This is a genomic window from Pseudomonas sp. SORGH_AS_0211, from assembly GCF_031453455.1.
Taxonomy (GTDB): domain Bacteria; phylum Pseudomonadota; class Gammaproteobacteria; order Pseudomonadales; family Pseudomonadaceae; genus Chryseomonas; species Chryseomonas aestiva.
Genome location: NZ_JAVIZV010000001.1, coordinates 3,504,137 through 3,526,132, shown reverse-complemented (window position 1 = coordinate 3,526,132; position 21,996 = coordinate 3,504,137). Strand labels below are relative to the sequence as shown.

The following is a 21,996-nucleotide window of genomic DNA, read 5'->3' as shown; positions in this document are numbered from 1 at the left end:
AAAAAGTAAGCAAAAACGCTTGCCCCATCATCCGGCCCGGCGCGAGGCGCCGGGTGCGCTCACGCCAGCGCCGTGCAGGAGGTCGGTCCAGACGGGCCGTCCATGGCCCGCTGGACCTCTCGCCGCATCCATGCGGCTCGACCCCCTGCACGGCGCTGGCGTAAGCCCTCCTGAACGGGGCGATTCGCCAGTCTGAAAGTTTCGATTGAAGAGCCGTAACCGTCCGTAGCGTGGACAACGGCGTAGCCTTGTCCACCATGTTCAGCACTTTGCACAGCGGAAAACGCTGCGCGGTTTTGCACGCTACAGATCCTGTGAACACCCAAGCCTCAGGCATGCGACCCGTCCCCGTCAGTGAGGCCGAGTTCTGGTGTCTTGGCGGGGGTTGCGAGGCAGGACGCCAAGCAAGGCGCGAGGGGCAGGAAGCCCCTTCGTGCCGTGTCCCCGCCACGGCGCCGGAGCGAGAGCACACGGCGCTCTGCGCCGGGCCGAACTGTCGAGGTGTGCTTTCTTTTGCTTACTTTTCTTTGCACCGGGCGGCGATCCGCAAGCAAAGAAAAGTAAGTCGCCCGGGCGGGCGAAACAAAAACCATCAGAAAACTCGATAAGCAGCCAGGGCACCTATAAAACCAAGATTGCAGCTCCGCAATGTTGGGCTTCGCACCGCTCAGCGCCAACCTACGTCAGCCGGCCTTCGGCGCGCCGACCTTTCCCTACGAAATCCCCCGCCACTGCCGCGGACTCACCTGAAACCACCGCCGAAACGCCCGCGAAAAGGCGCTCGTCTCCGAATAGCCCAGCAGCGGCGCCAGGTCGGTGACCGGTAGCCGCTGCCGCAGGTAGTGCTGCGCCAGGTCGCGGCGAACGCCCTCGACCAGCGCCGAGAAGCTCGCGCCCTGGTCGCGCAGGCGCCGTTGCAGCTGGCTGGTGGAAAGGTCCAGGCGCTGGGCGATGGACTCCAGGCTGGGCTCGCCCAGGGGCAGGGCCAGGCGCACCGAGGCGCGGACTTCTTCGAGCAGCTCCATCTGTGGCAGGCGCTGACCGAGTTGGCGGATGGCGTCCTGCACCACCAGCAGGAGCAGCGGATCGTGCTCGGGCATGGCGCGGCCACGCAGGTCGGCCTTGGGCACCAGCATGGCGTTGCAGGGCTGTCCAAAGCTGACCGGGGCGTCGAACAGCCGGCGGTGCTCGTGCCAGCCCTCGGGGCGCGGGTGTTCGAATTGCACCGCGCGCGGCGCCCAGGTGGGCCCGAGCACGTGGCGCAGCAGGTTGAGCAGCATGCCCAGGGTCAGCTCGGCGTCCTGGCGGCGGGCGACGATGGCGCCGTGGCGTACCTGGTAGTCGAAGCGCCAGCAGTCGCCGGCGTCCACCAGCTGGATCAGGGTGCTGTGCTGGTGGAAGGGAAAGGCGGCGGCGAAGTTCTGCAGCGCTGCCTCGGCAGTGGGCGAGCAGAGTCCCACGTAGCCCAGCAGGCCGAGTCTCTGCGGCTTGAATTGCCCACCGTAGTGCAGGCCGAAATTGTCGCAGCCGGATTGGGCGGCGGCCTCTTCCAGGACCCGGCAGTAGTTGCCCAAACCGAGGCTCAGGGTGGGATGCCGCAGCTGTTCGGGATCGATGCCGGCGGTGCCGAAGATGCGATCGACGTCGCCGCCGTGGCTGGTGATGACGGTGTCCAGGCCGCTGGCGGCGGCGGAGAGCACGCCGAGGTTGCGCGACGGTGAGGTCAGGGCGGCTAAGCCGGAGGCGGCCAGGGGCATGGTGCGGGTCCAGGGAGGGGATCGGCATGAATGAAGCAAAGGCTGTGCCCCGGGGTGGAAAGCAGTCCTCCGGTGGGGCTGGAACGCCGAGGGCTTCACGCTATTGAGCGCCCTGGTGTGCTTCATCGCGGGGCGAGTGGTCGGGCATCGCACCAGGGTGGTGCGGTCTCGGGTAGCACCCTGGGAAGAGGGGTAACGCCGACTTGACCCCAGGTCACGGCGACCGTGCCGAGGGGTCAAGTCGGCGCGGCCCCGAGCTGTTTAAGCTCGAAATAGCCGGGCATCGCGGGATCGCGGTGACCCATTCGGATCACGTCGCTACAAGGGGAGTGGCCTGTCATGACCAACGAGAAACTCAAGCCGACCCTCGGCACCCTGCACCTCTGGGGCATCGCCGTGGGCCTGGTGATCTCCGGGGAATACTTCGGCTGGAGCTACGGCTGGGGCGTCGCCGGGACCCTGGGCTTTCTGATCACCGCGCTGGTGGTGGCGGTGATGTACACCTGCTTCATCTTCAGCTTCACCGAACTGACCACCGCCATTCCTCACGCCGGCGGGCCCTTCGCCTACAGCCGGCGCGCCTTCGGTCCCACCGGGGGCACCATCGCCGGCATCGCCACCCTGATCGAATTCGTCTTCGCGCCGCCGGCCATCGCCATGGCCATCGGCGCCTACCTCAACGTGCAGTTTCCTACCCTCGATCCCAAGCTTTGCGCGGTGGCGGCCTATTTCATCTTCATGACGCTGAACATCCTCGGGGTGAGCATCGCCGCCACCTTCGAGCTGGTGGTCACGGTGCTGGCGGTGATCGAGCTCTTGATCTTTATGGGGGTGGTGGCGCCTGGCTTTAGCCTGACCAACTTCACTAGCGGTGGCTGGGCTGGCCAGGACCAGTTCACCCTGGCCGCGGTGGGTGGCATGTTCGCCGCCATTCCCTTCGCCATCTGGTTCTTTCTCGCCATCGAGGGCGCGGCCATGGCCGCCGAGGAAGCCAAGGACCCCAAGCGGACCATTCCCAAGGCCTACATCGCCGGCATCCTCACCCTGGTGACCCTGGCCATCGGCGTGATGATCTTTGCCGGCGGGGTGGGCGACTGGCGCGCCCTGTCCAACATCAACGACCCGCTGCCGCAGGCCATGAAGGGCGTGGTGGGCGAGGGTTCGGTGTGGCTGCACCTGCTGGTGGGCATCGGCCTGTTCGGCCTGGTGGCCAGCTTCCACGGCATCATCCTCGGCTATTCCCGGCAATTCTTCGCCCTGGCTCGCGCCGGCTTCCTGCCCCGCGGCCTGGCCAGGCTGTCGCGCTTCCAGACCCCGCACCGGGCGGTGCTCGCGGGTGGCGTGGTGGGCATCGCCGCCATCTTCAGCGACGGCGTGATCAGCCTGCAGGGCCTGACCCTGACCGCCGCCATGATCACCATGAGCGTGTTCGGCGCCATCGTCATGTACATCATGAGCATGCTCAGTCTGTTCAAGCTGCGTAGCAGCGAGCCGAACCTGGAGCGTACCTTCCGCGCCCCCGGCTATCCGGTGGTGCCGGCCATCGCCCTGGTGCTGGCGGTGGTCTGCCTGATCGCCATGGTCTGGTACAACCCGGTGATCGCCAGCGTCTTCGTGGTGCTGATGGTGATAGGCGCGCTGGTCTGCGGTCTCAGCCGTAGACAGGGCGACATCGCCCCCGACGCCGCCTTCGGCGAGGCCTGAGAGCCTGTTCAAAGTCTGCTGCGCGTCGGCCAAACGGCGTTGAAAATGGTTTCGGAATGCTCATTTACCACTCGTAAACTCCGCTTCCTCAGCCATTTTCGCCTTGTTTGTCTCTAGCTCGCGAGCCTTTGAACAGGCTCTGCGCAGCGCAACCCGAGGAGGTGGCATGAGCGGTTTCCAGCACAGCGTGGGCGGCCAGACCTGGCGTTTCGCCGATCTCAAGGAATTGCTGGCCAAGGCCACCCCGGCGCGTTCCGGGGATGTCCTGGCCGGGGTCGCCGCCGGCAGCGACGTGGAGCGGGTGGCGGCGCAGATGGCGCTGGCCGAGGTGCCGCTCAAGCACTTTCTCAGCGAGGCGGTGATCCCCTACGAGGCCGACGAGGTCACCCGGCTGATCCTGGACAGCCACGATGCCCAGGCTTTCGCCCCGGTCGCCCACCTCACCGTGGGCGGCTTTCGCGACTGGCTGCTGGGTGCGGCGGCCGACGAGACCAGTCTCGCCGCCCTGGCGCCGGGGCTGACCCCGGAGATGGTCGCCGCGGTGTCCAAGATCATGCGCATCCAGGACCTGATCCTGGTGGCGCAGAAGGTGCGGGTGGTGACCCGCTTTCGCAATACCATCGGCCTGCGTGGACGGCTGTCGACCCGGCTGCAGCCCAATCACCCCACCGACGATCCGGCCGGCATCGCCGCCAGCGTTCTCGACGGCCTGCTCTATGGCAACGGCGATGCGGTGATCGGCATCAACCCGGCCACCGACAGCACGGGCGGCATCTGCGAACTGCTGAAGATGCTCGATGCCGTGATCCAGCGCTACGAGATCCCGACCCAGGCCTGCGTGCTGACCCACGTCACCACCAGCATCGCCGCCATCGAGCGCGGCGCGCCGGTGGACCTGGTGTTCCAGTCCATCGCCGGGACCCAGGGCGCCAACGAAAGCTTCGGCATCAGCCTGGCGCTGTTGCAGGAAGGCTACGAGGCGGGGCTGTCGCAACGCCGCGGCACCCTGGGCGACAACCTCATGTACTTCGAGACGGGGCAGGGCAGCGCTCTTTCCGCCGGGGCCCACCATGGCGTCGACCAGCAGACCTGCGAGGTGCGCGCCTACGCCGTGGCCCGTCAATTCAAGCCGCTGCTGGTGAACACCGTGGTCGGCTTCATCGGCCCGGAGTATCTCTACAACGGCAAGCAGATCATTCGCGCGGGCCTCGAAGATCACTTCTGCGGCAAGCTGCTCGGCGTGCCCATGGGTTGCGACATCTGCTACACCAACCATGCCGAGGCCGACCAGGACGACATGGACATGCTGCTGACCCTGCTGGGTGCGGCGGGTATCAACTTCATCATGGGCATCCCGGGGTCGGACGACGTGATGCTCAACTACCAGACCACCTCCTTCCACGATGCCCTCTACGCCCGCCAGGTGCTGGGCCTGCAACCGGCGCCGGAATTCGCCGCCTGGCTCGACCGCCTGGGCATCCTGCGCCTGGAAGACGGCCGCTTCCGCCTTGGCGAGGACTTGCCGGCACCGTTCCGGCGGGCGCTGGCGCAGTTGTAGGGAGGATCGCGGCCATGGGCCGCTCCTACAAACTCCCTCTGTACCCGTAGGAGCGGCCGCATCGGCGGACCGCCATGGCCGCGATAGCTTAGATACCGAATCGTTCAGGAGTCGCTCATGAATCCCAACGACACCGCCCGCCCCGATCCCTGGGCCGAATTGCGTCGGCTCACCCCGGCGCGCATCGCCCTGGGCCGTGCCGGCACCAGCCTGCCGACGTCGGCCCAGCTGGACTTCCAGGCCGCCCACGCCCAGGCCCGCGATGCGGTGCACCTGGCCTTCGACCACCAGGCGCTGCGTGAGGGCCTGGTCGCCCAGAACCGCGAGACCCTGGTACTCAAGAGCGCCGCGCCGGATCGCCACACCTATCTGCAGCGGCCGGATCTGGGGCGCAAGCTGTCCGCGGAGTCCGCCCACGAACTCCAGGCCTATGCCGCCGCGCATCCCGAGGGCTTCGACGTCGCCGTGGTCATCGCCGATGGCCTCTCGGCCCTGGCGGTGCATCGCCATGCGCTGCCGTTCCTGGAGCGCCTGGCCGATCAGGCCGGGGCCGAGGGCTGGCGCTGGGCCCCGGTGACCCTGGTGGAGCAGGGGCGGGTGGCCGTGGGTGATGAAATCGGCGGGCTGCTCAAGGCGCGCCTGCTGGTGATGCTGATCGGCGAGCGCCCCGGTCTCAGTTCGCCCGACAGCCTTGGCCTCTACTTCACCTACGGCCCACGGCCGGGCCTCAACGACGCCTATCGCAATTGCATCTCCAATGTGCGCCTGGAAGGCCTCGCCTATGGCCTGGCGGCGCATAAGCTGCTCTACCTGATGCGCGAGGCGGACCGCCGCAAGCTCTCCGGCGTGCAACTCAAGGACGAAGCCGAGGTGCCGCTGCTGGAGGGTGACGAGGAGAACGCCCGGATCGGCAACTTCCTTACCGCTCGATGAGCGGGACTGGCCGTTAGCCTGCCGTGAGCGCCTTGCGCAGGAAATACCGCGCAAAGCCCGGCGGATAGTCCGCCAGTTCGCCGAACACCTCGTAGCCCAGGCGCTCGTAGAAGCCGCGGGCCTGGAATTCGTGGGTGTCGAGCCAGGCGCCGTGGCAGCCGCGGGCCAGGGCTTCGGCCTCGGCGCGGCGCAGCAACTCGCGGCCGGCGCCCTGGCCGCGAGCGGCTTCCTCCACTGCCAGCAACTGCACATAGAGCCAGCCATAGCTGGTGTAGCCCCAGAGTCCGCCGAGGGATTCGCCGCCACGGGTCAAGCTGATGACCAGGGCCCGGTAGCCGCTCGGGCCAGCCTGACTGTCGTTGTAACGTCTCAGCGGCGCGGCGATGGCCTGGCGCAGATCTTCGCGCGCTTCGTCGGTCAGGTCGTAAATCAGTGGCGCTGCAGACATGGCGAAGGACTCCGGGAGAAGGTCGTCCGAGCATAGCGCAGCACCGCTGCGTGACCGCCGGGTTCTGCCGCTTTCGCCGCGCCGGCCTTGGGGTAGCATGACCCTTTAGCCATTTCGCGGGGGAGCCATGGACATACGTGAAGGTCGCGCCCGGGTTGGTGCCCTCGAACTGGCCTATGAAGACTGGGGCGATCCCGCCGATCCGGCGCTGCTGCTGATCATGGGCTTTGGCGCCCAGTTGCTGCTCTGGCCGGAAGGCTTCTGCGAGGCCCTGGTACACCGGGGCCTGCGGGTGATCCGTTTCGACAATCGCGACGTCGGCCAGTCCTCGCGGCTGAGCTGGCCGGGTGGGCAGCCGCCTTCGCTGTGGCCGGTGCTGGGGCGGGCGCAACTGGGCAAGCCCAGTGCGGTGCCCTATCGCCTGGAAGCCATGGCCGCCGATGCGGTCGGGTTGCTCGATCATCTGGGCCTTGCGCGCGCCTCAGTGCTGGGGGGCTCCATGGGCGGCATGATCGCGCAGATCCTCTCCGCCGACTGGCCTCAGAGGGTCGCGCGGCTGGGCATCCTGTTCTCGTCGACCAATCAGCCGCTGCTGCCGCCGCCCTCGTTCAAGCTGCTTGGCAGCCTGCTGCTGCGGCCGCCGGCCGATCTGCCGGCGGAAGCGGCGCTCGCCCGGCAGAAGGCCCTGCTGCGCGGTATCGAGAGCCCGCGCTATCGCCAGAGCGAGGTCGATCTCGAACGGCTGGTGCAACGGATCCTGGCGCGCGGTGTGGATGTGGATGGCGTGCAGCGGCAGCTGTTCGCCCTACTCGGCAGCGGCGATCTGCGGCCCTTCGCCCGGCGCATCCAGGCGCCGACCCTGGTGGTCCATGGGGCGCGGGATCCGCTGTTGCGTCCGGCCTGTGGCCGCGCCGTGGCCCGGGCCATTCCTGGTGCCCGCTTCGAGCTGATACCCGACATGGCCCACGACCTGCCGGCGCCGCTCTGGCCGAGACTGAGCGAGCTGTTCGCCGACTTCTTCCTGGCGCCCTGAGCCGGGCTTCAGCTGCCGAGGCGCGGTCGCAGCCCATCGATGAGCAGGGTTTCCAGGCCGCTCAGAACCTCGTCGAAGAAGGCTGGGTCCTGCAGGGTACGGCCGCAGAGTGCCTGTACCTGGACCCTGAAGTCCGCATAGTGCTGGGTGGTGGCCCAGAGGCTGAACATCAGCTGGTACGGATCCACCGGTGCCAGCCGGCCGGCATCGATCCAGGTACGGATCACCCGGGCCTTCTCGTCTATCAGGTCGTGCAGGCTGCCCTGCAATTCCGGCAGCAGCAGCGGCGCGCCCTGGACCATCTCCAGGCAGAACAGCCGGGACTCGGCGGGATAGTCGCGGGACATCTCCAGCTTATGGCGCAGATAGCCGCGCAGGGCGTCGAGGGGATCCTGGTCTTCGCTGAAGGTGCGCAGGGGACTCAGCCAGGTCGCCAGCAACTGGCGCAGCACGGCGACATAGAGCTCTTCCTTGCTGCTGAAATAGTAGAGCAGGTTGGTCTTGGAGACGTCTGCCTGCAGGGCCACCTGATCCAGGCTGGCGCCGTGCAGGCCGAAGCGGGAAAAGATATCGAGCGCGGCGCTGAGGATCTGGGCGCGCTTGGCTTCTATCTGACGCTGCCGGCGTTGCTGGGCGGCAGCGCTGGGTTGACGCGGCTTGCGTGGCGAAGAATCACTGGCCTGACTCACGAACTGCTCCTTGGGCCTTCATGGGCATCTGACGCGGACCGACCGCTGGACGAGCGGGAGGGCCGGCTTCAGGCGCGGTCGTTGAGATTCGCACCTTCCTGGTGACGAATCGTCGGCGGATGCCAGAGGGTAGCGCGCCGGTCTCCAAACTCTAGCATGGCCCGACATCCTGCATGCCCCGGATTCGGGCGCCTTGCACAAACTGAGTGCTCTGATCTGGACCAAATGGTCTGAAGATATTTCGAGATTTCCGTCAAGTGTTTGATTGGCTTGAAATTTCAAGACTTGGCAAGCTTTCTGCTCTGATCTTGCAGCCACGGCGCATCTCGATGCGCCTCGATTCCTGACTGCGGGAGAGTGCGAGCGATGAACATCGGTGTCTTCATTCCCATCGGCAACAACGGCTGGCTGCTGTCGGAAAATGCCCCCCAGTACCGGCCCACCTTCGAGCTGAATCGCGAGATCGTGCAGCGCGCCGAGCACTACGGCTTCGACTTCGCCCTGTCGATGATCAAGCTGCGCGGCTTCGGCGGTAAGACCGAATTCTGGGACCACAACCTGGAGTCCTTCACCCTCATGGCCGGGCTGGCGGCGGTGACCTCGCGCATCAAGCTGTTCGCCACCGCCGCGACCCTGACCCTGCCGCCGGCCATCGTCGCGCGCATGGCCGCCACCATCGACTGCATTTCCGGCGGCCGCTTCGGCGTCAATCTGGTCACCGGCTGGCAGAAACCCGAATACAGCCAGATGGGGCTCTGGCCGGGGGATGAGTTCTTTGCCAGCCGCTATCAATACCTTGGTGAATACGCCCAGGTGCTACGCGACCTCTGGGGCACCGGCCAGTCGGACTTCCAGGGCGCGCACTTCCGCATGGAGGACTGCCGGGTGAGTCCGCAGCCCCAGGCGCCCATGGAGATCGTCTGCGCCGGGGCGAGCGACGCCGGCCTGGCCTTCGCCGCCGAACACGCCGACTACAGCTTCGTCTTCGGCAAGGGCGTCAACACGCCCAAGGCCTTCGCCCCGGCGGTGGAGCGGCTGCAGGCGGCCACCGCCAAGACCGGGCGCGAGGTCTCCTCCATCGCCCTGTTCATGATCATCGCCGCCGAGACCGACGAGGCCGCCCGCGCCAAGTGGGAGCACTACAAGGCCGGTGCCGACGAGGAGGCCATCGCCTGGCTCGGCGCCCAGGCCGCCGCCGACACCAAATCCGGCAGCGACACCAACGTGCGGCAGATGGCCGATCCGACCTCGGCGGTGAACATCAACATGGGCACCCTGGTGGGCTCCTTCGCCAGCGTGGCGCGGATGCTCGACGAGATCGCCGAGGTGCCCGGGGCCAGCGGGGTGCTGCTGACCTTCGACGACTTCGTCCAGGGCGTGACCGACTTCGGCGAGCGCATCCAGCCGCTGATGCAGAGCCGCCGTCACGTCGACCTGCTCAAGGAGAGTGCCTGATGAACGCTGTGGAAACCCTGGCGGGCTATGCCCTGCCTGTCGGCGATACCGAAGCCCTGACCCTGCCGGCGCGTCCCGAACCGCTGCGGCTCAAGGCCAGCGAGACCGCCCTGATCGTGGTGGACATGCAGAACGCCTATGCCAGCCCGGGTGGCTACCTGGACCTGGCCGGTTTCGATGTCTCGGCCACCGGGCCGGTGATCGAGAACGTCGCCGCGGTGGTGGAGACCGCCCGCGGCGCGGGCATTCAGGTGGTCTGGTTCCAGAATGGCTGGGATCCGGAGTATCGCGAGGCGGGCGGGCCGGGTTCGCCCAACTGGCACAAATCCAATGCCCTCAAGACCATGCGCAAGCGACCCGAATTGCAGGGGCAGCTGCTGGCCAAGGGTGGCTGGGACTATGCCCTGGTTGACCGGCTGCAACCGGCGGCCGCGGACCTGGTGGTGCCCAAGACCCGCTACAGCGGCTTCTACAACACCCACCTGGACAGCCTGCTGCGCGCCCGCGGCATCCGCAACCTGGTGTTCGTCGGGGTCGCCACCAACGTCTGCGTGGAGTCGACCCTGAGGGACGGCTTCTTCCTCGAATACTTCGGCGTCTGCCTGCACGACGCCTGCCATCAAGCTGGGCCCCGTGCGGCCCACGAGGCCGCGCTGTTCAACATCGAGACCTTCTTCGGCTGGGTCGCCAGCTGCGCCGACTTCCACACCACCTTCGCCAAGGACTGAGCCATCATGCCCAAGCAAGCCGTGATTCCCGCCGGTACCGGTACCCCCATCGCCCCCTTCGTGCCCGGCAGCCTGGCCGATGGCGTGCTCTATGTCTCCGGCACCCTGCCGTTCGATGCCCAGAACAACGTGGTCCACGTCGGCGACGCCGCCGCCCAGGCCCGCCACGTGCTCACCACCATCCAGGGCGTTGTGGAGGCGGCTGGCGGCACCATGGCCGACGTCACCTTCAACATGATCATGCTCACCGATTGGACGAACTACGCCGCCATCAACGCGGTATACGCCGAATTCTTTCCCGGCGAGAAGCCGGCGCGCTACTGCATCCAGTGCGGCCTGGTGAAGCCCGACGCGCTGATCGAGATCGCCAGCATCGCCCATGTCGGCTAGGCCGCGCGCCTGACCCCGCGCCTGCTCCGTATCGCCCTCTCCCCCTAGGAGAGGGCTGGGGTGAGGGTCGCCTCAACCACCCAACCTTCAAGGACCGCCCATGCACTTCGAACTCCATGGCCGCCAGGATCCGGCGGCCGAGACCCTGCTGCTCAGCTCCGGGCTGGGCGGCGCCGGGGCCTTCTGGGCGCCGCAGCTGGCGGCCCTCGGTGAACGCTTCCGGGTGGTGGTCTACGACCAGGCCGGCACCGGTAGGAGTCCGGCCGAGCTGCCGGCGGACTACCGCATCCAGCAGATGGCCGAGGACCTGCTGGCCCTGGCCGATCGCCTGGAACTCGACAACTGCCTGTTCATGGGCCATGCCCTGGGCGGTCTGGTGGGCCTGCAGGCCAGCCTGCTGCGTCCGGGCCTGATCCGCCGCCAGGTGCTGGTCAATGCCTGGAGCCGACCCAATCCGCATACCGCGCGCTGCTTCGCCCTGCGTCAGCACCTGCTGCGCGACAGCGGCGCCGCGGCCTATGTCCAGGCCCAGGCGATCTTTCTATATCCGGCCACCTGGATCGCCGAACACGGCGAGCGCCTGGCCGCCGACGAAGCCCATGCCCTGGCGCACTTCCCTGGCGAAGCCAATGTGCTACGGCGCATCGGCGCGCTGCTGGCCTTCGATCTGGACGCCGAGCTGGCGCGGATCGAGGTGCCGACCCTGGTGCTGGCCAATCGCGACGACGTGCTGGTGCCCTGGACCGCGTCCCAGCGGCTGGCCGCGGGTCTGCCCCGGGCCACCTTCCAGTTGCTGGAGTGGGGCGGCCACGCCTCCAGCGTCACCGACCCCGCCACCTTCGACCGGGTGGTGCTCGACTATCTCAGCCAAGCCCTGGAGGTGTAGCGCCATGTCCGTTGCCCATGCCTTGCCCCTGTCCGCCGCTAGCCCCGCCGCCCCGGTCGAACGCGACCTCTTCCGCGGGGCCATGGCGCGCCTGGGCGCCGCGGTCAATCTCGTCACCACCGATGGTCCGGCCGGACTGGCCGGCTTTACCGCCACCGCCGTGTGCAGCGTCAGCGATACCCCGCCGACCCTGCTGGTCTGCCTCAACCGCAGCGCCTCGGTGCATCCGGCCTTCACGGCCAACGGCGTGCTCTGCGTCAACGTCCTGGCCGCCGGCCAGCAGGTGCTGGCCAACCTCTTCGGCGGCAAGACCGCCATGGCCGAACGCTTCGCCGCGGCGCGTTGGACCCGCCTCGCCACGGGGGCGCCGGTGCTGGACGGTGCCCTGGTGGCCTGCGACTGCCGCATCGCCGGTGTGCAGTCGGTGGGCAGCCACGACCTGCTGCTCTGCGAGGTGCTGGGAGTGGCCGAGCCGGGTGGCGAAGGCGGATTGCTGTACTTCGACCGGCGTTATCACGAGCTGGCCTAGTTAAGCCTGTTGGGCTTCGACGGTGGAGTTGTCTCAACCCAACCTACGCGGACCGGTAGGTTGGGTTGAGCATAGCGAAGCCCAACACAGACTGGCTGACCATCGCCCCAAGGCTTCTCTGGTTACCACGTGAAGACATCGAACACACCCCAGGCGCCACCCCGGTGCACGCTGACCGTTCGAGGTGCAGCGCACCATCAGCGGATCCTGAGTATCTCCCTCAACTCGCTGTTTTGATTGGCTTTTATAGTTTTTACCAAATGGTCCAAAGATGGCACAACGGTTGCAATTTCCCTGTTGCCGTCCTGCCCGGTGAACGTGCGTCGCGCTGTCTCCTTTCGTCCAATCCGTGAGGTCCGTCATGCCGCTGTCCAGTGTTCCCATCATCAATCTGGGCCCCTATTTCGAAGGCTCGGCCGCCGGCAAGCAGGCGGTGGCCAGGGCCGTCGACCAGGCCTGCCGCGACATCGGCTTTCTGGTCATCACCCACCATCAGGTGCCCGAGGCACTGGTCGAGCGCGTCTCGCGCCTTTCGCGAGCCTTCTTCGAGCTGCCGCTGGCGGAGAAGCGCAAGGCCGATCGGCCGCGTCCGGATCAGGTGCGCGGCTACAGCGCGGTGGCCGAGGAAAGCCTTTCCTACAGCCTGGAGGAGGCGGCGCCGGGGGATCTCAAGGAATCCTTTTCCATCGGACCGCTGGATGTCCCGGAGACGGCCTACTACCACGGTCCGGAAGCCGGGCCGCACTTCGCGCCCAATGTCTGGCCAACAGCCATCCCCGGTTTCCGCGAGGCCTATGCCGAGTATTTCGCTGCCATGAGCGACCTGGCGCGCACCCTGATGCGCCTCTTCGCTTTGGGGCTGGCGTTGCCGGAAACCTATTTCGACAGTCGCATCGATCGCCATATCAGCATGTTCCGCACCCTCTGCTATCCCCACCAGAGGGAGGCGGCGCTGCCCGGCCAGCTGCGCGCCGGGGCTCATACCGACTACGGCAGCCTGACCATCGTCCGTCCCGAAGACGCGCCCGGCGGCCTGCAGGTACGCAACGCCGACGGGGAGTGGATGGACGTGCCCAAGGTGCCTGGCGGCTTCGTGGTCAACATCGGCGACCTGATGATGCAGTGGACCAACGATCGCTGGGTCTCGACCCTGCACCGGGTGGTGAATCCACCGGCGGATGCCGGTCGCGACACCCGTCGCCAGTCCCTGGTGTTCTTCCACCAGCCCAACTACGACACCCTCATCGAATGCCTGCCCGGTTGCGCCACGCCCGGCACGTCGCCGCGCCATGCGCCCATCACCTCGGGCGACCACCTGAGATCCAAGTTCGTCAAGCAGACCACCTTCGGCGGGACCCAGTCCGGCGTGCGGGTGGCCTGATGCCGAGTCTTTCCTACGTCAACGTCTTCGCCCAGGACGTGGTGGTCCTGAGCGGCTTCTACCAGCGGGTGTTCGGCTTCCCGGAGATCGAGGCGATCCGCTCGCCGATCTTTCGCGGCCTGGACACCGGCAAGACCGCCATCGGCTTCAACGCGCCGGAGGCCTATGAGCTGCTGGGGCTCGGCGAATTCGCCGGCAGTGAAGGCTGCCGCTTCCTGCTGAACCTGGAGGTGGACAGCCGCGCCGAGGTGGACCGGCTGGTGCCGGTGGCCGAGGCCACTGGCGCCCGCCTGCTGAAGGCGCCATACGAAACCTACTACCACTGGTACCAGGCGGTGCTGCTGGACCCGGAAGGCAATGTGTTCCGTATCAACCACATGTTGTAGACAAGACTAAGGACGAGACGATGCTGAGCAGATGGCTGGGAAGAGTGGCGTGCGTGCTGGCACTGGCAGGGCTGAGCGCCGTGGCGCGAGCGGACGACGAGGGCTTCACCCTCAAGGGCGAGCCGAAGATCGCCATGCTGTACTTCACCGCCAAGAACGACGGCGGCTGGACCCAGGCCATGGACGAGGCGCGGGTGAAGATCGAGAAGGAACTGGGCCTGAAGATCCAGTTCGTGGAAAACGTGCCGGAGACCGCCTCGGCCATCCGCCCGGCCGCCGAGCGCTTCATCAAGCGCGGCGCCAACATCGTCATCGGTACCGCCTTCGGCTACTCCGACACCTTCAAGCAACTGGCCGAGCAGTATCCGGAGGTGGCCTTCCTCAACGCCTCGGGCACCACCAACGGGCGCAACCTGGAATCCTTCTACGGCCGTACCTACGAAAGCCAGTACCTCTGCGGCATGGCCGCGGGCGCGGCCTCCAAGACCGGCAAGCTGGGCTTCGTCGCCGCCAATCCCTTCGGCGTGGTGAACTGGACCATCAACGCCTATGAGCTGGGCGCCCGGCAGATGAATCCCAACGCCACCCTCACGGTGATCTACACCGGCAGCTGGAACGATCCGGTCAAGGAGCGCGCCGCCGCCGCCGCGCTGATCGACCAGGGCGCCGATGTCATCGGCCAGCACGTGGACACCCCCACGCCGCAGATCGTCGCCCAGGAGCGCGGCGTTTATGGCACCGGCCACCACCGCGACATGCGCCAGTTCGCGCCCAAGGCCACCCTCTGTTCCTCGGTGTGGGTCTGGGATCGCTTCCTGGTGCCGGAACTCAAGCGCGTCATCGCCGGCCACTGGAAACCCGCCCCCAACGGTGCCCTGGTGTCCATGGCCGACGGCGGCACCGACATCGCCGGCTTCGGCGACGCCGTGCCCAAGGCGGCCCAGGAGAAGATCCTCGCCGAGCGCGAGGCGCTGCTCAAGGGCAAGCAGATCTACGCCGGTCCCCTGAGCGATCGCGACGGCAAGGAGCGGGTCGCCGCCGGCCAGGTGCTCTCCGACCCGGAGCTGTGGCAAATGGACTGGTTCGTCCAGGGCGTGACGACGCAGAAGTAGCGGTTCACCGCTGGATAGGATGGAAAACCGCGCAGCGTTTTCCACGGAGGCGATCCTTGGACAAAGGCCGACCCGCATGAAAAGACACAACGCCCTGCAACTGCGTGGCGTCGGCAAGACCTTCGATGGCTTCCAGGCGCTGCAGCAGGCGGATTTCCTGGTGCGCTGGGGCGAGGTGCACGCGCTGCTCGGCGAGAACGGCGCGGGCAAGTCGACGCTGATGAACATCGCCGCCGGCCTCTATGCGCCGGAGACCGGCGAGCTCTTGGTGGACGACAACCCGGTGCGGCTGCGCGGTCCGGCGGACGCCGCCCGACTGCGCATCGGCATGGTCCACCAGCACTTCAAGTTGGTGCGACCCTTCAGCGTGGCGGAGAACGTGTTGCTCGGCCTACCGGCGGGGCAGGGTAGCCATCGCCGGCGCCTGGCCGAGATCAGCGAGCGCATCCGCCAGCAGGCGGCCGCCCTGGGCTTCGCCATCCGCCCGGAGCAGCGCGTGGCGGAGCTGTCCATTGCCGAACAGCAGCGGGTGGAAATCCTCAAGGTGCTGCTGGCCGGGGCGCGCATCCTCATCCTCGACGAACCCACCGCGGTGCTTACCGATGGCGAAGGCGAGCGGCTGTTGCAGACCCTGCGCGCCCTGGCGGCGGAGGGCGCAGCGGTGGTGCTGGTGACCCATCGCATGCAGGACGCCCTGACCTATGCCGACCGCCTCACGGTGATGCGCGGCGGACGCACCCTGCGCAGCCTGGACCCCGCCGAGGTGTCGGTGGACGAACTGGTACGCCTCACCGTGGGTGACGCCCAGCCGCTCGCCGACGCCCCGCGACGTCCTGCCGGAGCACCGCTGCTGACGGTGCGCGGCCTGCGCACCCCGGAACATGGCGGGCGCCGCGCCCTGGAAGGCATCGACCTGGAGCTGCGCGCTGGCGAGATCTATGGCATCGCCGGGGTTGGCGGCAACGGCCAGGGCGAACTGGCCGACGTCTTGATGGGCCTGCCGCAGCCCTACGAAGGCGAGGTGCGGCTGGAGGGCTTCGGCGATCTGGCCGCGGCCGCCAGCGCCCGACGCCGCGACCTGCGCATCGCCGCCATTCCCGCCGACCGCTATGGCAGCGCCCTGGCCGGAGGGCTGTCGGTGGCCGACAACTTCGCCATCGGCGTGGTGCATGCCGGTCGCTTCGGTGGCTTCGCCCGCCTGGATCGCCGCGCCCAGGAAGCGGCGACCCAGGCGGAGGTCGCGCAATTCGATGTCCAGGGCGTGCGCTCGGTGCGGCAGAAGGCGGCGCTGCTCTCCGGCGGCAATGCCCAGAAGCTGGTGATCGCCCGGGAATTCGGGCGGGAGCCGCGCCTGGTGCTGGCGCACAGCCCCAGTCGTGGCCTCGACGTGCGCGCCGGCGCCGAGGTGCAGGCACGGCTGCTGGCCGCCCGCGAGGCCGGCGCCGCGGTGTTGCTGATCAGCGAAGACCTGGACGAGGTGCTGGCCCTCGCCGATCGCATTGGGGTGATGAGCGCCGGGCGCCTCGTCGCCGAATTCCAGCGACCTGCCGATCGCCAGGCGATCGGCCATGCCATGGTGAATCATGCTTGAACCCCTGAGTGCTCCGCTTTCCCAGGTCGATGGTCCGCGACCACGGCAACCGCTGTTCAGCCGGCGCTACACCCTGGAGATCCGCCAGCAGCTGGCCTGGCCCTGGCAGGCGCTGATCCTCGGCCTGGCGCTGCTGCTGGGCCTGGGCCTGTCGGCCGCGATCCTGGTGCTGGCCGGGGTGCCGGCCGGCGAGTTGCTCAACGAATTCGTGACCGCCACCCTGTTCGATGCCCAGAGTCTGCAGGCCACCCTGTTCCAGGCCGCGCCGGTGATCCTAGTGGGCCTGGCCGGCTGCCTGGCCTTTCGCGCGCGCTTCTGGAATCTGGGGCTGGAAGGCCAGATGATCTGGGGGGCCATCGGCGCTACGGCGGTGTCGCTGTTCGAGATCGGTCCGGAAGCCCTGCGCCTGCCGCTGATGCTGGTGGCGGCATTGCTAGGCGGCTTGCTCTGGGCGCTGGCGCCCCTGCTGCTCAAGCTGCGCCTGGGGGTGAACGAGATCATCGCCTCGCTGATGCTCAACTACATCGCCGCCAACTTCCTGCTGCACCTGGTGTTCGGCCCCTGGAAGGACCCGCGCGACGCCTTTCCCTATTCGCCGCTGTTCCGCCCCTTCGAGCGGCTGCCGGAGTTGCTGCCCGGGCTGAGCCTGGCGGTGCCCCTGGCGCTGCTGGTGGCGGTGCTGGCCTGGTGGTTCGTGGCGGTGAGTCGCGCCGGGCTCTACCTGAGATTCGTCGACGCCAATCCACGGGTGGCCGGCGCCGTGGGTGTGCCGGTGCGGGCCACCATCCTCGCCACGGTGCTGGCTTCCGGCGCCCTGGCCGGGTTGGCCGGTTTCGTGGTGGCGGCCGGGCAGGAAGGGCGGCTGACCCAGTCCTTCTACCAGGGCTACGGCTTCTCCGGGATCCTCATCGCCTTCCTGGCGCGCAACAACCCGCTGGCCGCCGCCGTGGTGGCTTTCCTGGTGGCGACCCTGTTCGTCGCCGGGCGCAATCTGCAGGTGTTCTACCAGATCCCCTTCGCCATGGTGCAGCTGATCCAGGCGCTGATCGTCATCTGCGTGGCGTCCTCGGATTTCTTCATCCGCCATCGGCTCAGACGCAGCCAGGGAGGTGCCGCTTGAATCTGCTCGCCAGCTGGCTGGGTAACGTCCCCGATTTCGCCATACCCTACGCCCTGGCGGCGCTGGGGCTGATCCTCACCGAGCGATCCGGGGTGCTGGCCCTGCATGCCGAGGGCCTGATGCTGGTCGGCGCCCTGTTCGGCGTCGGCGCGCAACTGGCCTTGGGCAATGCCGGCCTGGCGCTGCTGGCGGCCATGGGCGCGGCGGCGCTGGTGTCGCTGCTGTTCGCGGTCATGGTGATCTGGTTGCGCATCAACCAGGTGATCGCCGGCCTGACCCTGGTGTTTTTCTGCCAGGGCCTCACCGGCCTGCTCGGCACCCTCTGGGGCTGGACCAACCAGCCGGTGGCCGGCCTGCCGGCGCTGGCGCTCTGGCCGCTGTCGGAGCTGCCGCTGGTGGGGCGGCTGTTCCAGCAGAACCTGCTGGTCTATCTGACCCCGCTGATCTTCTTCGCGGTGATCGCCTGGCTCGAACGCACCACCCCCGGCCTGCGCCTGCGGGCGGTGGGCGAGAATCCCCAGGCGGCCGATGCGGCGGGGCTCTCGGTGGCCGGCTACCGGTTGCTGGCGATCCTCGCCGGCGCGGCCCTGGTGGGGCTGGCCGGGGGCTACATCGCCGTGCTCAGCACCAAGCTGTGGATCGCCGAGATGACCGGCGGCCGTGGCTGGATCGCCGTGGCCCTGGTGATCTTCGCCCGCTGGTCGCCCTGGCGCGCCCTGGCCGGGGCGCTGCTGTTCGGCTGCATCGAGGCGCTGATTCCCCAGTTGGCCGCCGCCGGGGTGCGGCTGTCGCAATACTTCATCCTGATGGCGCCCTATGCCGTCACCCTGGGCGTGATGATCTGGGTCGCCCTGGCCGGGCGTGACCGCCTGAGCCAGCCCGGCGCCCTGGGCGAAGCCTATGTTCGGGAGGAACGTCGATGAACCTGCGTGCTTTCGTCTATGAGGAACCCCGGCTACTGGCGCGGGCGGACTTCGCCGATTACCTGGACCCGAGCACCACGGCGGTGCTGTCCATCGACCTGCACCGCGGCCACCTGGACGCCTCGCCGGAGTGCCCGTGCCCGGCGCCCCGCGCCCGTGACCTGGTGGCGCCGGTAGATGCCTTCCACCGCCAGGCCCGCGCCCTGGGCGTGCGCATCGTCCATGTGAAGTCGGTGCTGCGCGCCAATGGTGCCGATGACCTGGGCGGTATTCCTGCGGCCTGGCGACGAACCTTTCCGTTGCACGTCGGGCCGATTCCCAATGCCGACGCCCATGCCCTGGAGGGCTCGCCCTGGACCGAGCTGCTCACCGAGGTCCTGCCCGAGGATCTGCGAGTGGAAAACAAGCGGCGGCTGTCGGCCTTCTATCCCACCGACCTGGACTTCCTGCTGCGCAACCAGCGCATCACCACCGTGGTGCTGGATGGCGGCTTCACCGACTGTTGCGTGCTCAACACCGCCTTCGACGCCAGCAACCGCACCTACCGGGTCATCGTCCTGCGCGACCTGGTGCGGGGAACCGATGAAGGCCTGGAGCGGGCGGCGCTGAGCATGGTCTCCCTGCACCTGGGGCTGGTGATGGAATCCCAGGATCTGCTTGCGGCCTGGGGCGATGGCGGTGGCCTATCGGAGCAGCCGTAGGCTGGATTGAGCGCAGCGAAGCCCAACGGTGCCCAGGGCCGGATCCCGCGTGTTGGGCGTCGACGATGGCGCCGTCTCAACCCAACCTGCGTGGGGGTTGAAGCCGCCGTAGGTTGGGTTGAGCGAAGCGAAGCCCAGTGCCTCAGGGCACCCTCGGCAACATTGTGAAGGCGCGGAAGCGCTCCTTGAGATTGCCGGGGCGCGCGCCCTGCCAGAGCAGCTGCCAGCCTGGCGGTATCGCCACGGGTTCGTGCCACTCGTCCTGCACCACCAGCACCCGGCAGGGCACCTGGTGCAGACCGCTCAGCTCCTGTGGGGGATAGCCCCCGTAGACGTGCAGCATGGAGCGCTCCGATTCGCCCAGGCCGTAGCTGGCCACGCAATCCGTCCGTGGCAGCACCCGCTGCAGCGCGGTGAAGGGCCGCGCATAGCTGTTGCCCAGGTCGACCCAGGGTAGCCAGAGACTGTTGGCCAGGGTCCAGCTGACCGTCAGGCCGACGAACCAGACGCTGGCGGCTGCCAGCTGTGCACGCAGCGTCAGGGTGACACCCCAGCCGACCAGGGCCAGCAGCGCGACCGCCCAGGCCAAGGGGCTCAGCGCCAGGCGTTCCATGATCGGCAAGTGCTCGCGGATCAGGTGCGGCCAGGGCAGCGCCCAGCCCAGGGCCAGGCCGATACCGCCCAGGGCCAGCAGGACGATGAGCGGCGTCCAGAATGCCAGGCTGGCATCACGGCCGAGGCGAGCGATGGCCGGCGGTGGCTGCAATCTTGCCGCCAGCAGCGCCAGGGCCGGAAACAGTGGCAGCAGATAGAGGCTGCGAAACACCGCCGACTTGAGCAGCACCGCCAGGCAGACGATCGCATAGAGCACCACCGTGGCCAGTCCCGGATGCCGGCCCAGGCGCTTCAGCGGGCTGCCGCCACGGCGATACAGCTGCCAGAGCGTGGCGCCGAGCAGGATCAGCCCGGTGGGAAAGGACAGCGCCAGCAGGTCCTCCAGGCTGGAAGCCAGACCGTCGGTATCGCTGTTGCGTGCCTCCAGGCCGAAGAAGCGGCCGATGTTGTTGGTCCACAGCCAGCTATGGAACAGCTCCGGCGCCTGTTGCCAGAGCAGCGCTGGCCAGAGCAGCAACCAGGGCAGGGCGGCCAGACTGGCGGCGAGCAGCCAGTGACGCCCTTCCGGCTCGACCAGTCGCCGCGGCCAGCAGAGCGCGCAGAGCAGTCCGGTGAGGCCCAGCACCCCGGGCACCAGCAGGCCCTTGCTCATGAAGGCGATACCCAGGCCGCTGCCGAACAGCAGGCCCTGGCGCCAGGGATGGCGGTTGTCGTGCAGGTGCGCGGCCAGCCCGGCGAGACCCAGGGTGGCGCCGGCCAGCTGGGGCACGTCGGCGATCAGCAGATGACTGTGCTGCACTACCCCGAGCATGCCCAGCAGGGCGAGCACGGCTTCGCGCCGGCGGCCGGGCAGCAGCCGCTGGGTCAGCCAGGCGAGAGCGGCCAGGGTCACCAGCATCCAGCCCAGCACCGCCAGCCGCGCGCCGTCGGGCGCACCCAACAAGGGTGTGGACAGCCGCGCGGCCAGGGCGCCGGTCCAGTACATCAGCGGCGGCTTTTCCATGAAGGGCGCGGTCCCGACCCGGGGAATCAGCCAGTCCGGGGTGGTGAGGAAATTCCACACCATGCCGAAGGAATAGGGTTCGTCGGCCTTCCACAGACCACGGCCGAATAGACCGGCGAGCAGGTAGGCGGCCAGGCAGCCGAGCAGCAAGGCCCGCTCCAGCTGTGCGGCTCTTGGGGAGGCAGGGGAAGAAGAGGGGAGCACGGCAGGGACTCTTGGCGGAATCCCGCCGGTATACGGGAGTTGGCTTAGAGGGGGCTTAAGAGGGTGGCGGGGGATGATTGCCATGGGGCCAATCGCGGCCATGGGCCGCTCCTACAGGCTTGGATTGTGCCTGTAGGAGCGGCCCATGGCCGCGATTCCAGTAGAGTCAAGGCGTAGCGTGTAAAACCGCGTAGCCTTTTCCAATGGCGAGCACTGACGCCATCAGTGGACAAGGCTCCGCCGTTGTCCACGCTACGAAGCGCTTGGGCTCCTCAACCAAAACTTTCAGTCTGGCGAATCGCCCCGTTCAGGAGGGCGAACGCCAGTGGCGTGGAGTGGGTCGAGCCGCATGGATGCGGCGAGAGGTCCAGTGGGCCATGGACGGCCCATCTGGACCGACCCCGAAACGGCACTGGTGTGAGCGGACCCGGAGCGAAGCGGAGGGCCGGATGGTCGGGGCAAGCGTTTTTGCTTACTTTTGCCGAGATTGGCAAAAGTGAGTCGCCCGGGTGGGCGAAACAAGAAATACCAGGGGCGTAGCGTGGAAAACCGCGAAGCGTTTTCCACTCTTGGGCATCTAAAGCCATCAGTGGACAAGGCTGCGCCGTTGTCCACGCTACGACCGCTTACGGTTCTTCAACCAATACGTTCAGGCTGGCGAATCGCCCCGTTCAGGAGGCCTAACGGGCCATGGACGGCCCGTGTAGGCCGACCCCGGAACGGCACTGGTGTGAGCGAAACGTAGCGAAGCGGAGTAACAGCCGCAGTCTGGCCCGAAGGGTGAGCGCAGCGAATCACCCGGAGCGCAGCGGAGGGCCGGATGGTGGGGCAAGCGTTTTTGGTTACTTTT

The 21,996-nt window shown here is 67.7% G+C and carries 20 protein-coding genes; 16 read left to right on the top strand and 4 right to left on the bottom strand.

Annotation, left to right across the window (positions count from 1 at the left end; all coding sequences use genetic code 11):
• Positions 1-713: 713 nt before the first annotated feature.
• Positions 714-1,757, bottom strand: coding sequence for an AraC family transcriptional regulator (locus QE393_RS16320; RefSeq protein WP_310044691.1), 1,044 nt, complete (start codon positions 1,755-1,757; stop codon positions 714-716).
• Between the two features lie 339 nt (positions 1,758-2,096).
• On the opposite strand from QE393_RS16320, the gene eat reads away from it, so the two are divergent.
• The 3 genes from eat to eutC all read left to right on the top strand — a co-directional run bounded on the left by eat (position 2,097) and on the right by eutC (position 5,952).
• Complete coding sequence (gene eat / locus QE393_RS16315) at positions 2,097-3,461, top strand: ethanolamine permease (RefSeq protein WP_310044690.1); 1,365 nt, start codon at positions 2,097-2,099, stop codon at positions 3,459-3,461.
• A 166-nt stretch (positions 3,462-3,627) separates the two neighbouring features.
• The gene (locus tag QE393_RS16310; RefSeq protein WP_310044687.1) at positions 3,628-5,019 is read left to right on the top strand and encodes an ethanolamine ammonia-lyase subunit EutB; all 1,392 of its coding nucleotides are present in this window, start codon (positions 3,628-3,630) and stop codon (positions 5,017-5,019) included.
• A gap of 117 nt (positions 5,020-5,136) precedes the next feature.
• Positions 5,137-5,952 (top strand): ethanolamine ammonia-lyase subunit EutC, encoded by an 816-nt coding sequence (eutC, locus tag QE393_RS16305; protein ID WP_310044685.1) that lies wholly within the window; start codon positions 5,137-5,139, stop codon positions 5,950-5,952.
• Positions 5,953-5,965: 13 nt separating this feature from the next.
• Here the strand turns inward: eutC and QE393_RS16300 are convergent, their stop codons facing one another.
• The gene (locus QE393_RS16300) at positions 5,966-6,400 is read right to left on the bottom strand and encodes a GNAT family N-acetyltransferase (protein WP_310044683.1); all 435 of its coding nucleotides are present in this window, start codon (positions 6,398-6,400) and stop codon (positions 5,966-5,968) included.
• 127 nt (positions 6,401-6,527) lie between these two features.
• On the opposite strand from QE393_RS16300, the gene QE393_RS16295 reads away from it, so the two are divergent.
• Positions 6,528-7,433 carry an alpha/beta fold hydrolase gene (locus tag QE393_RS16295; RefSeq protein ID WP_310044681.1) on the top strand — a complete coding sequence of 302 codons (906 nt, stop codon included), beginning with the start codon at positions 6,528-6,530 and terminating at the stop codon, positions 7,431-7,433.
• An 8-nt stretch (positions 7,434-7,441) separates the two neighbouring features.
• Here QE393_RS16295 and rutR read toward each other — a convergent pair whose 3' ends face one another.
• Complete coding sequence (gene rutR / locus QE393_RS16290) at positions 7,442-8,122, bottom strand: HTH-type transcriptional regulator RutR (RefSeq protein ID WP_310044678.1); 681 nt, start codon at positions 8,120-8,122, stop codon at positions 7,442-7,444.
• 366 nt (positions 8,123-8,488) lie between these two features.
• Between rutR and rutA the strand changes: the two genes are divergently transcribed.
• The 12 genes from rutA to QE393_RS16230 all read left to right on the top strand — a co-directional run bounded on the left by rutA (position 8,489) and on the right by QE393_RS16230 (position 19,324).
• On the top strand, positions 8,489-9,577 hold the full coding sequence (gene rutA, locus QE393_RS16285) for a pyrimidine utilization protein A (RefSeq protein ID WP_027600944.1): 1,089 nt from the start codon (positions 8,489-8,491) through the stop codon (positions 9,575-9,577).
• Positions 9,577-10,305 carry a pyrimidine utilization protein B gene (gene rutB / locus QE393_RS16280; RefSeq protein ID WP_273809030.1) on the top strand — a complete coding sequence of 243 codons (729 nt, stop codon included), beginning with the start codon at positions 9,577-9,579 and terminating at the stop codon, positions 10,303-10,305. The genes rutA and rutB overlap by 1 nt, the downstream gene beginning before the upstream one ends.
• A gap of 6 nt (positions 10,306-10,311) precedes the next feature.
• Positions 10,312-10,695 carry a pyrimidine utilization protein C gene (gene rutC, locus QE393_RS16275; RefSeq protein WP_310044675.1) on the top strand — a complete coding sequence of 128 codons (384 nt, stop codon included), beginning with the start codon at positions 10,312-10,314 and terminating at the stop codon, positions 10,693-10,695.
• 100 nt (positions 10,696-10,795) lie between these two features.
• A complete protein-coding gene (rutD, locus tag QE393_RS16270; protein ID WP_310044673.1) occupies positions 10,796-11,581 on the top strand; it encodes a pyrimidine utilization protein D in 786 nt (261 codons plus the stop codon).
• 4 nt (positions 11,582-11,585) lie between these two features.
• Entirely contained in the window at positions 11,586-12,110 is a 525-nt protein-coding gene (locus tag QE393_RS16265; RefSeq protein ID WP_310044671.1) for a flavin reductase, read from the top strand.
• Positions 12,111-12,471: 361 nt separating this feature from the next.
• Complete coding sequence (locus tag QE393_RS16260) at positions 12,472-13,491, top strand: 2-oxoglutarate and iron-dependent oxygenase domain-containing protein (protein WP_310044670.1); 1,020 nt, start codon at positions 12,472-12,474, stop codon at positions 13,489-13,491.
• Positions 13,491-13,877 (top strand): VOC family protein, encoded by a 387-nt coding sequence (locus QE393_RS16255; protein ID WP_310044668.1) that lies wholly within the window; start codon positions 13,491-13,493, stop codon positions 13,875-13,877. The genes QE393_RS16260 and QE393_RS16255 overlap by 1 nt, the downstream gene beginning before the upstream one ends.
• 20 nt (positions 13,878-13,897) lie before the next feature.
• Complete coding sequence (locus tag QE393_RS16250; RefSeq protein ID WP_273809034.1) at positions 13,898-14,989, top strand: BMP family ABC transporter substrate-binding protein; 1,092 nt, start codon at positions 13,898-13,900, stop codon at positions 14,987-14,989.
• A gap of 76 nt (positions 14,990-15,065) precedes the next feature.
• The gene (locus QE393_RS16245; RefSeq protein WP_310044667.1) at positions 15,066-16,580 is read left to right on the top strand and encodes an ABC transporter ATP-binding protein; all 1,515 of its coding nucleotides are present in this window, start codon (positions 15,066-15,068) and stop codon (positions 16,578-16,580) included.
• On the top strand, positions 16,573-17,700 hold the full coding sequence (locus tag QE393_RS16240) for an ABC transporter permease (protein ID WP_310044665.1): 1,128 nt from the start codon (positions 16,573-16,575) through the stop codon (positions 17,698-17,700). Before QE393_RS16245 ends, QE393_RS16240 begins: the two co-directional genes overlap by 8 nt.
• On the top strand, positions 17,697-18,623 hold the full coding sequence (locus QE393_RS16235; RefSeq protein WP_273809037.1) for an ABC transporter permease: 927 nt from the start codon (positions 17,697-17,699) through the stop codon (positions 18,621-18,623). The genes QE393_RS16240 and QE393_RS16235 overlap by 4 nt, the downstream gene beginning before the upstream one ends.
• Positions 18,620-19,324: an isochorismatase family cysteine hydrolase gene (locus tag QE393_RS16230; protein WP_310044664.1), complete on the top strand. Its 705-nt coding sequence runs from the start codon at positions 18,620-18,622 to the stop codon at positions 19,322-19,324. Before QE393_RS16235 ends, QE393_RS16230 begins: the two co-directional genes overlap by 4 nt.
• A gap of 142 nt (positions 19,325-19,466) precedes the next feature.
• Here QE393_RS16230 and QE393_RS16225 read toward each other — a convergent pair whose 3' ends face one another.
• Positions 19,467-21,092 carry a hypothetical protein gene (locus tag QE393_RS16225; RefSeq protein ID WP_310044663.1) on the bottom strand — a complete coding sequence of 542 codons (1,626 nt, stop codon included), beginning with the start codon at positions 21,090-21,092 and terminating at the stop codon, positions 19,467-19,469.
• Between the last annotated feature and the right edge of the window lie 904 nt (positions 21,093-21,996).

Bases quoted from the DNA above. Each gene is read 5' to 3' on its own strand.
- QE393_RS16320 (WP_310044691.1), bottom strand. From the start codon at position 1,757: ATGCCCCTGGCCGCCTCCGGCTTAGCCGCCCTGACCTCACCGTCGCGC.
- eat (WP_310044690.1), top strand. From the start codon at position 2,097: ATGACCAACGAGAAACTCAAGCCGACCCTCGGCACCCTGCACCTCTGG.
- QE393_RS16310 (WP_310044687.1), top strand. From the start codon at position 3,628: ATGAGCGGTTTCCAGCACAGCGTGGGCGGCCAGACCTGGCGTTTCGCC.
- eutC (WP_310044685.1), top strand. From the start codon at position 5,137: ATGAATCCCAACGACACCGCCCGCCCCGATCCCTGGGCCGAATTGCGT.
- QE393_RS16300 (WP_310044683.1), bottom strand. From the start codon at position 6,400: ATGTCTGCAGCGCCACTGATTTACGACCTGACCGACGAAGCGCGCGAA.
- QE393_RS16295 (WP_310044681.1), top strand. From the start codon at position 6,528: ATGGACATACGTGAAGGTCGCGCCCGGGTTGGTGCCCTCGAACTGGCC.
- rutA (WP_027600944.1), top strand. From the start codon at position 8,489: ATGAACATCGGTGTCTTCATTCCCATCGGCAACAACGGCTGGCTGCTG.
- rutB (WP_273809030.1), top strand. From the start codon at position 9,577: ATGAACGCTGTGGAAACCCTGGCGGGCTATGCCCTGCCTGTCGGCGAT.
- rutC (WP_310044675.1), top strand. From the start codon at position 10,312: ATGCCCAAGCAAGCCGTGATTCCCGCCGGTACCGGTACCCCCATCGCC.
- rutD (WP_310044673.1), top strand. From the start codon at position 10,796: ATGCACTTCGAACTCCATGGCCGCCAGGATCCGGCGGCCGAGACCCTG.
- QE393_RS16265 (WP_310044671.1), top strand. From the start codon at position 11,586: ATGTCCGTTGCCCATGCCTTGCCCCTGTCCGCCGCTAGCCCCGCCGCC.
- QE393_RS16260 (WP_310044670.1), top strand. From the start codon at position 12,472: ATGCCGCTGTCCAGTGTTCCCATCATCAATCTGGGCCCCTATTTCGAA.
- QE393_RS16255 (WP_310044668.1), top strand. From the start codon at position 13,491: ATGCCGAGTCTTTCCTACGTCAACGTCTTCGCCCAGGACGTGGTGGTC.
- QE393_RS16250 (WP_273809034.1), top strand. From the start codon at position 13,898: ATGCTGAGCAGATGGCTGGGAAGAGTGGCGTGCGTGCTGGCACTGGCA.
- QE393_RS16245 (WP_310044667.1), top strand. From the start codon at position 15,066: ATGAAAAGACACAACGCCCTGCAACTGCGTGGCGTCGGCAAGACCTTC.
- QE393_RS16240 (WP_310044665.1), top strand. From the start codon at position 16,573: ATGCTTGAACCCCTGAGTGCTCCGCTTTCCCAGGTCGATGGTCCGCGA.
- QE393_RS16230 (WP_310044664.1), top strand. From the start codon at position 18,620: ATGAACCTGCGTGCTTTCGTCTATGAGGAACCCCGGCTACTGGCGCGG.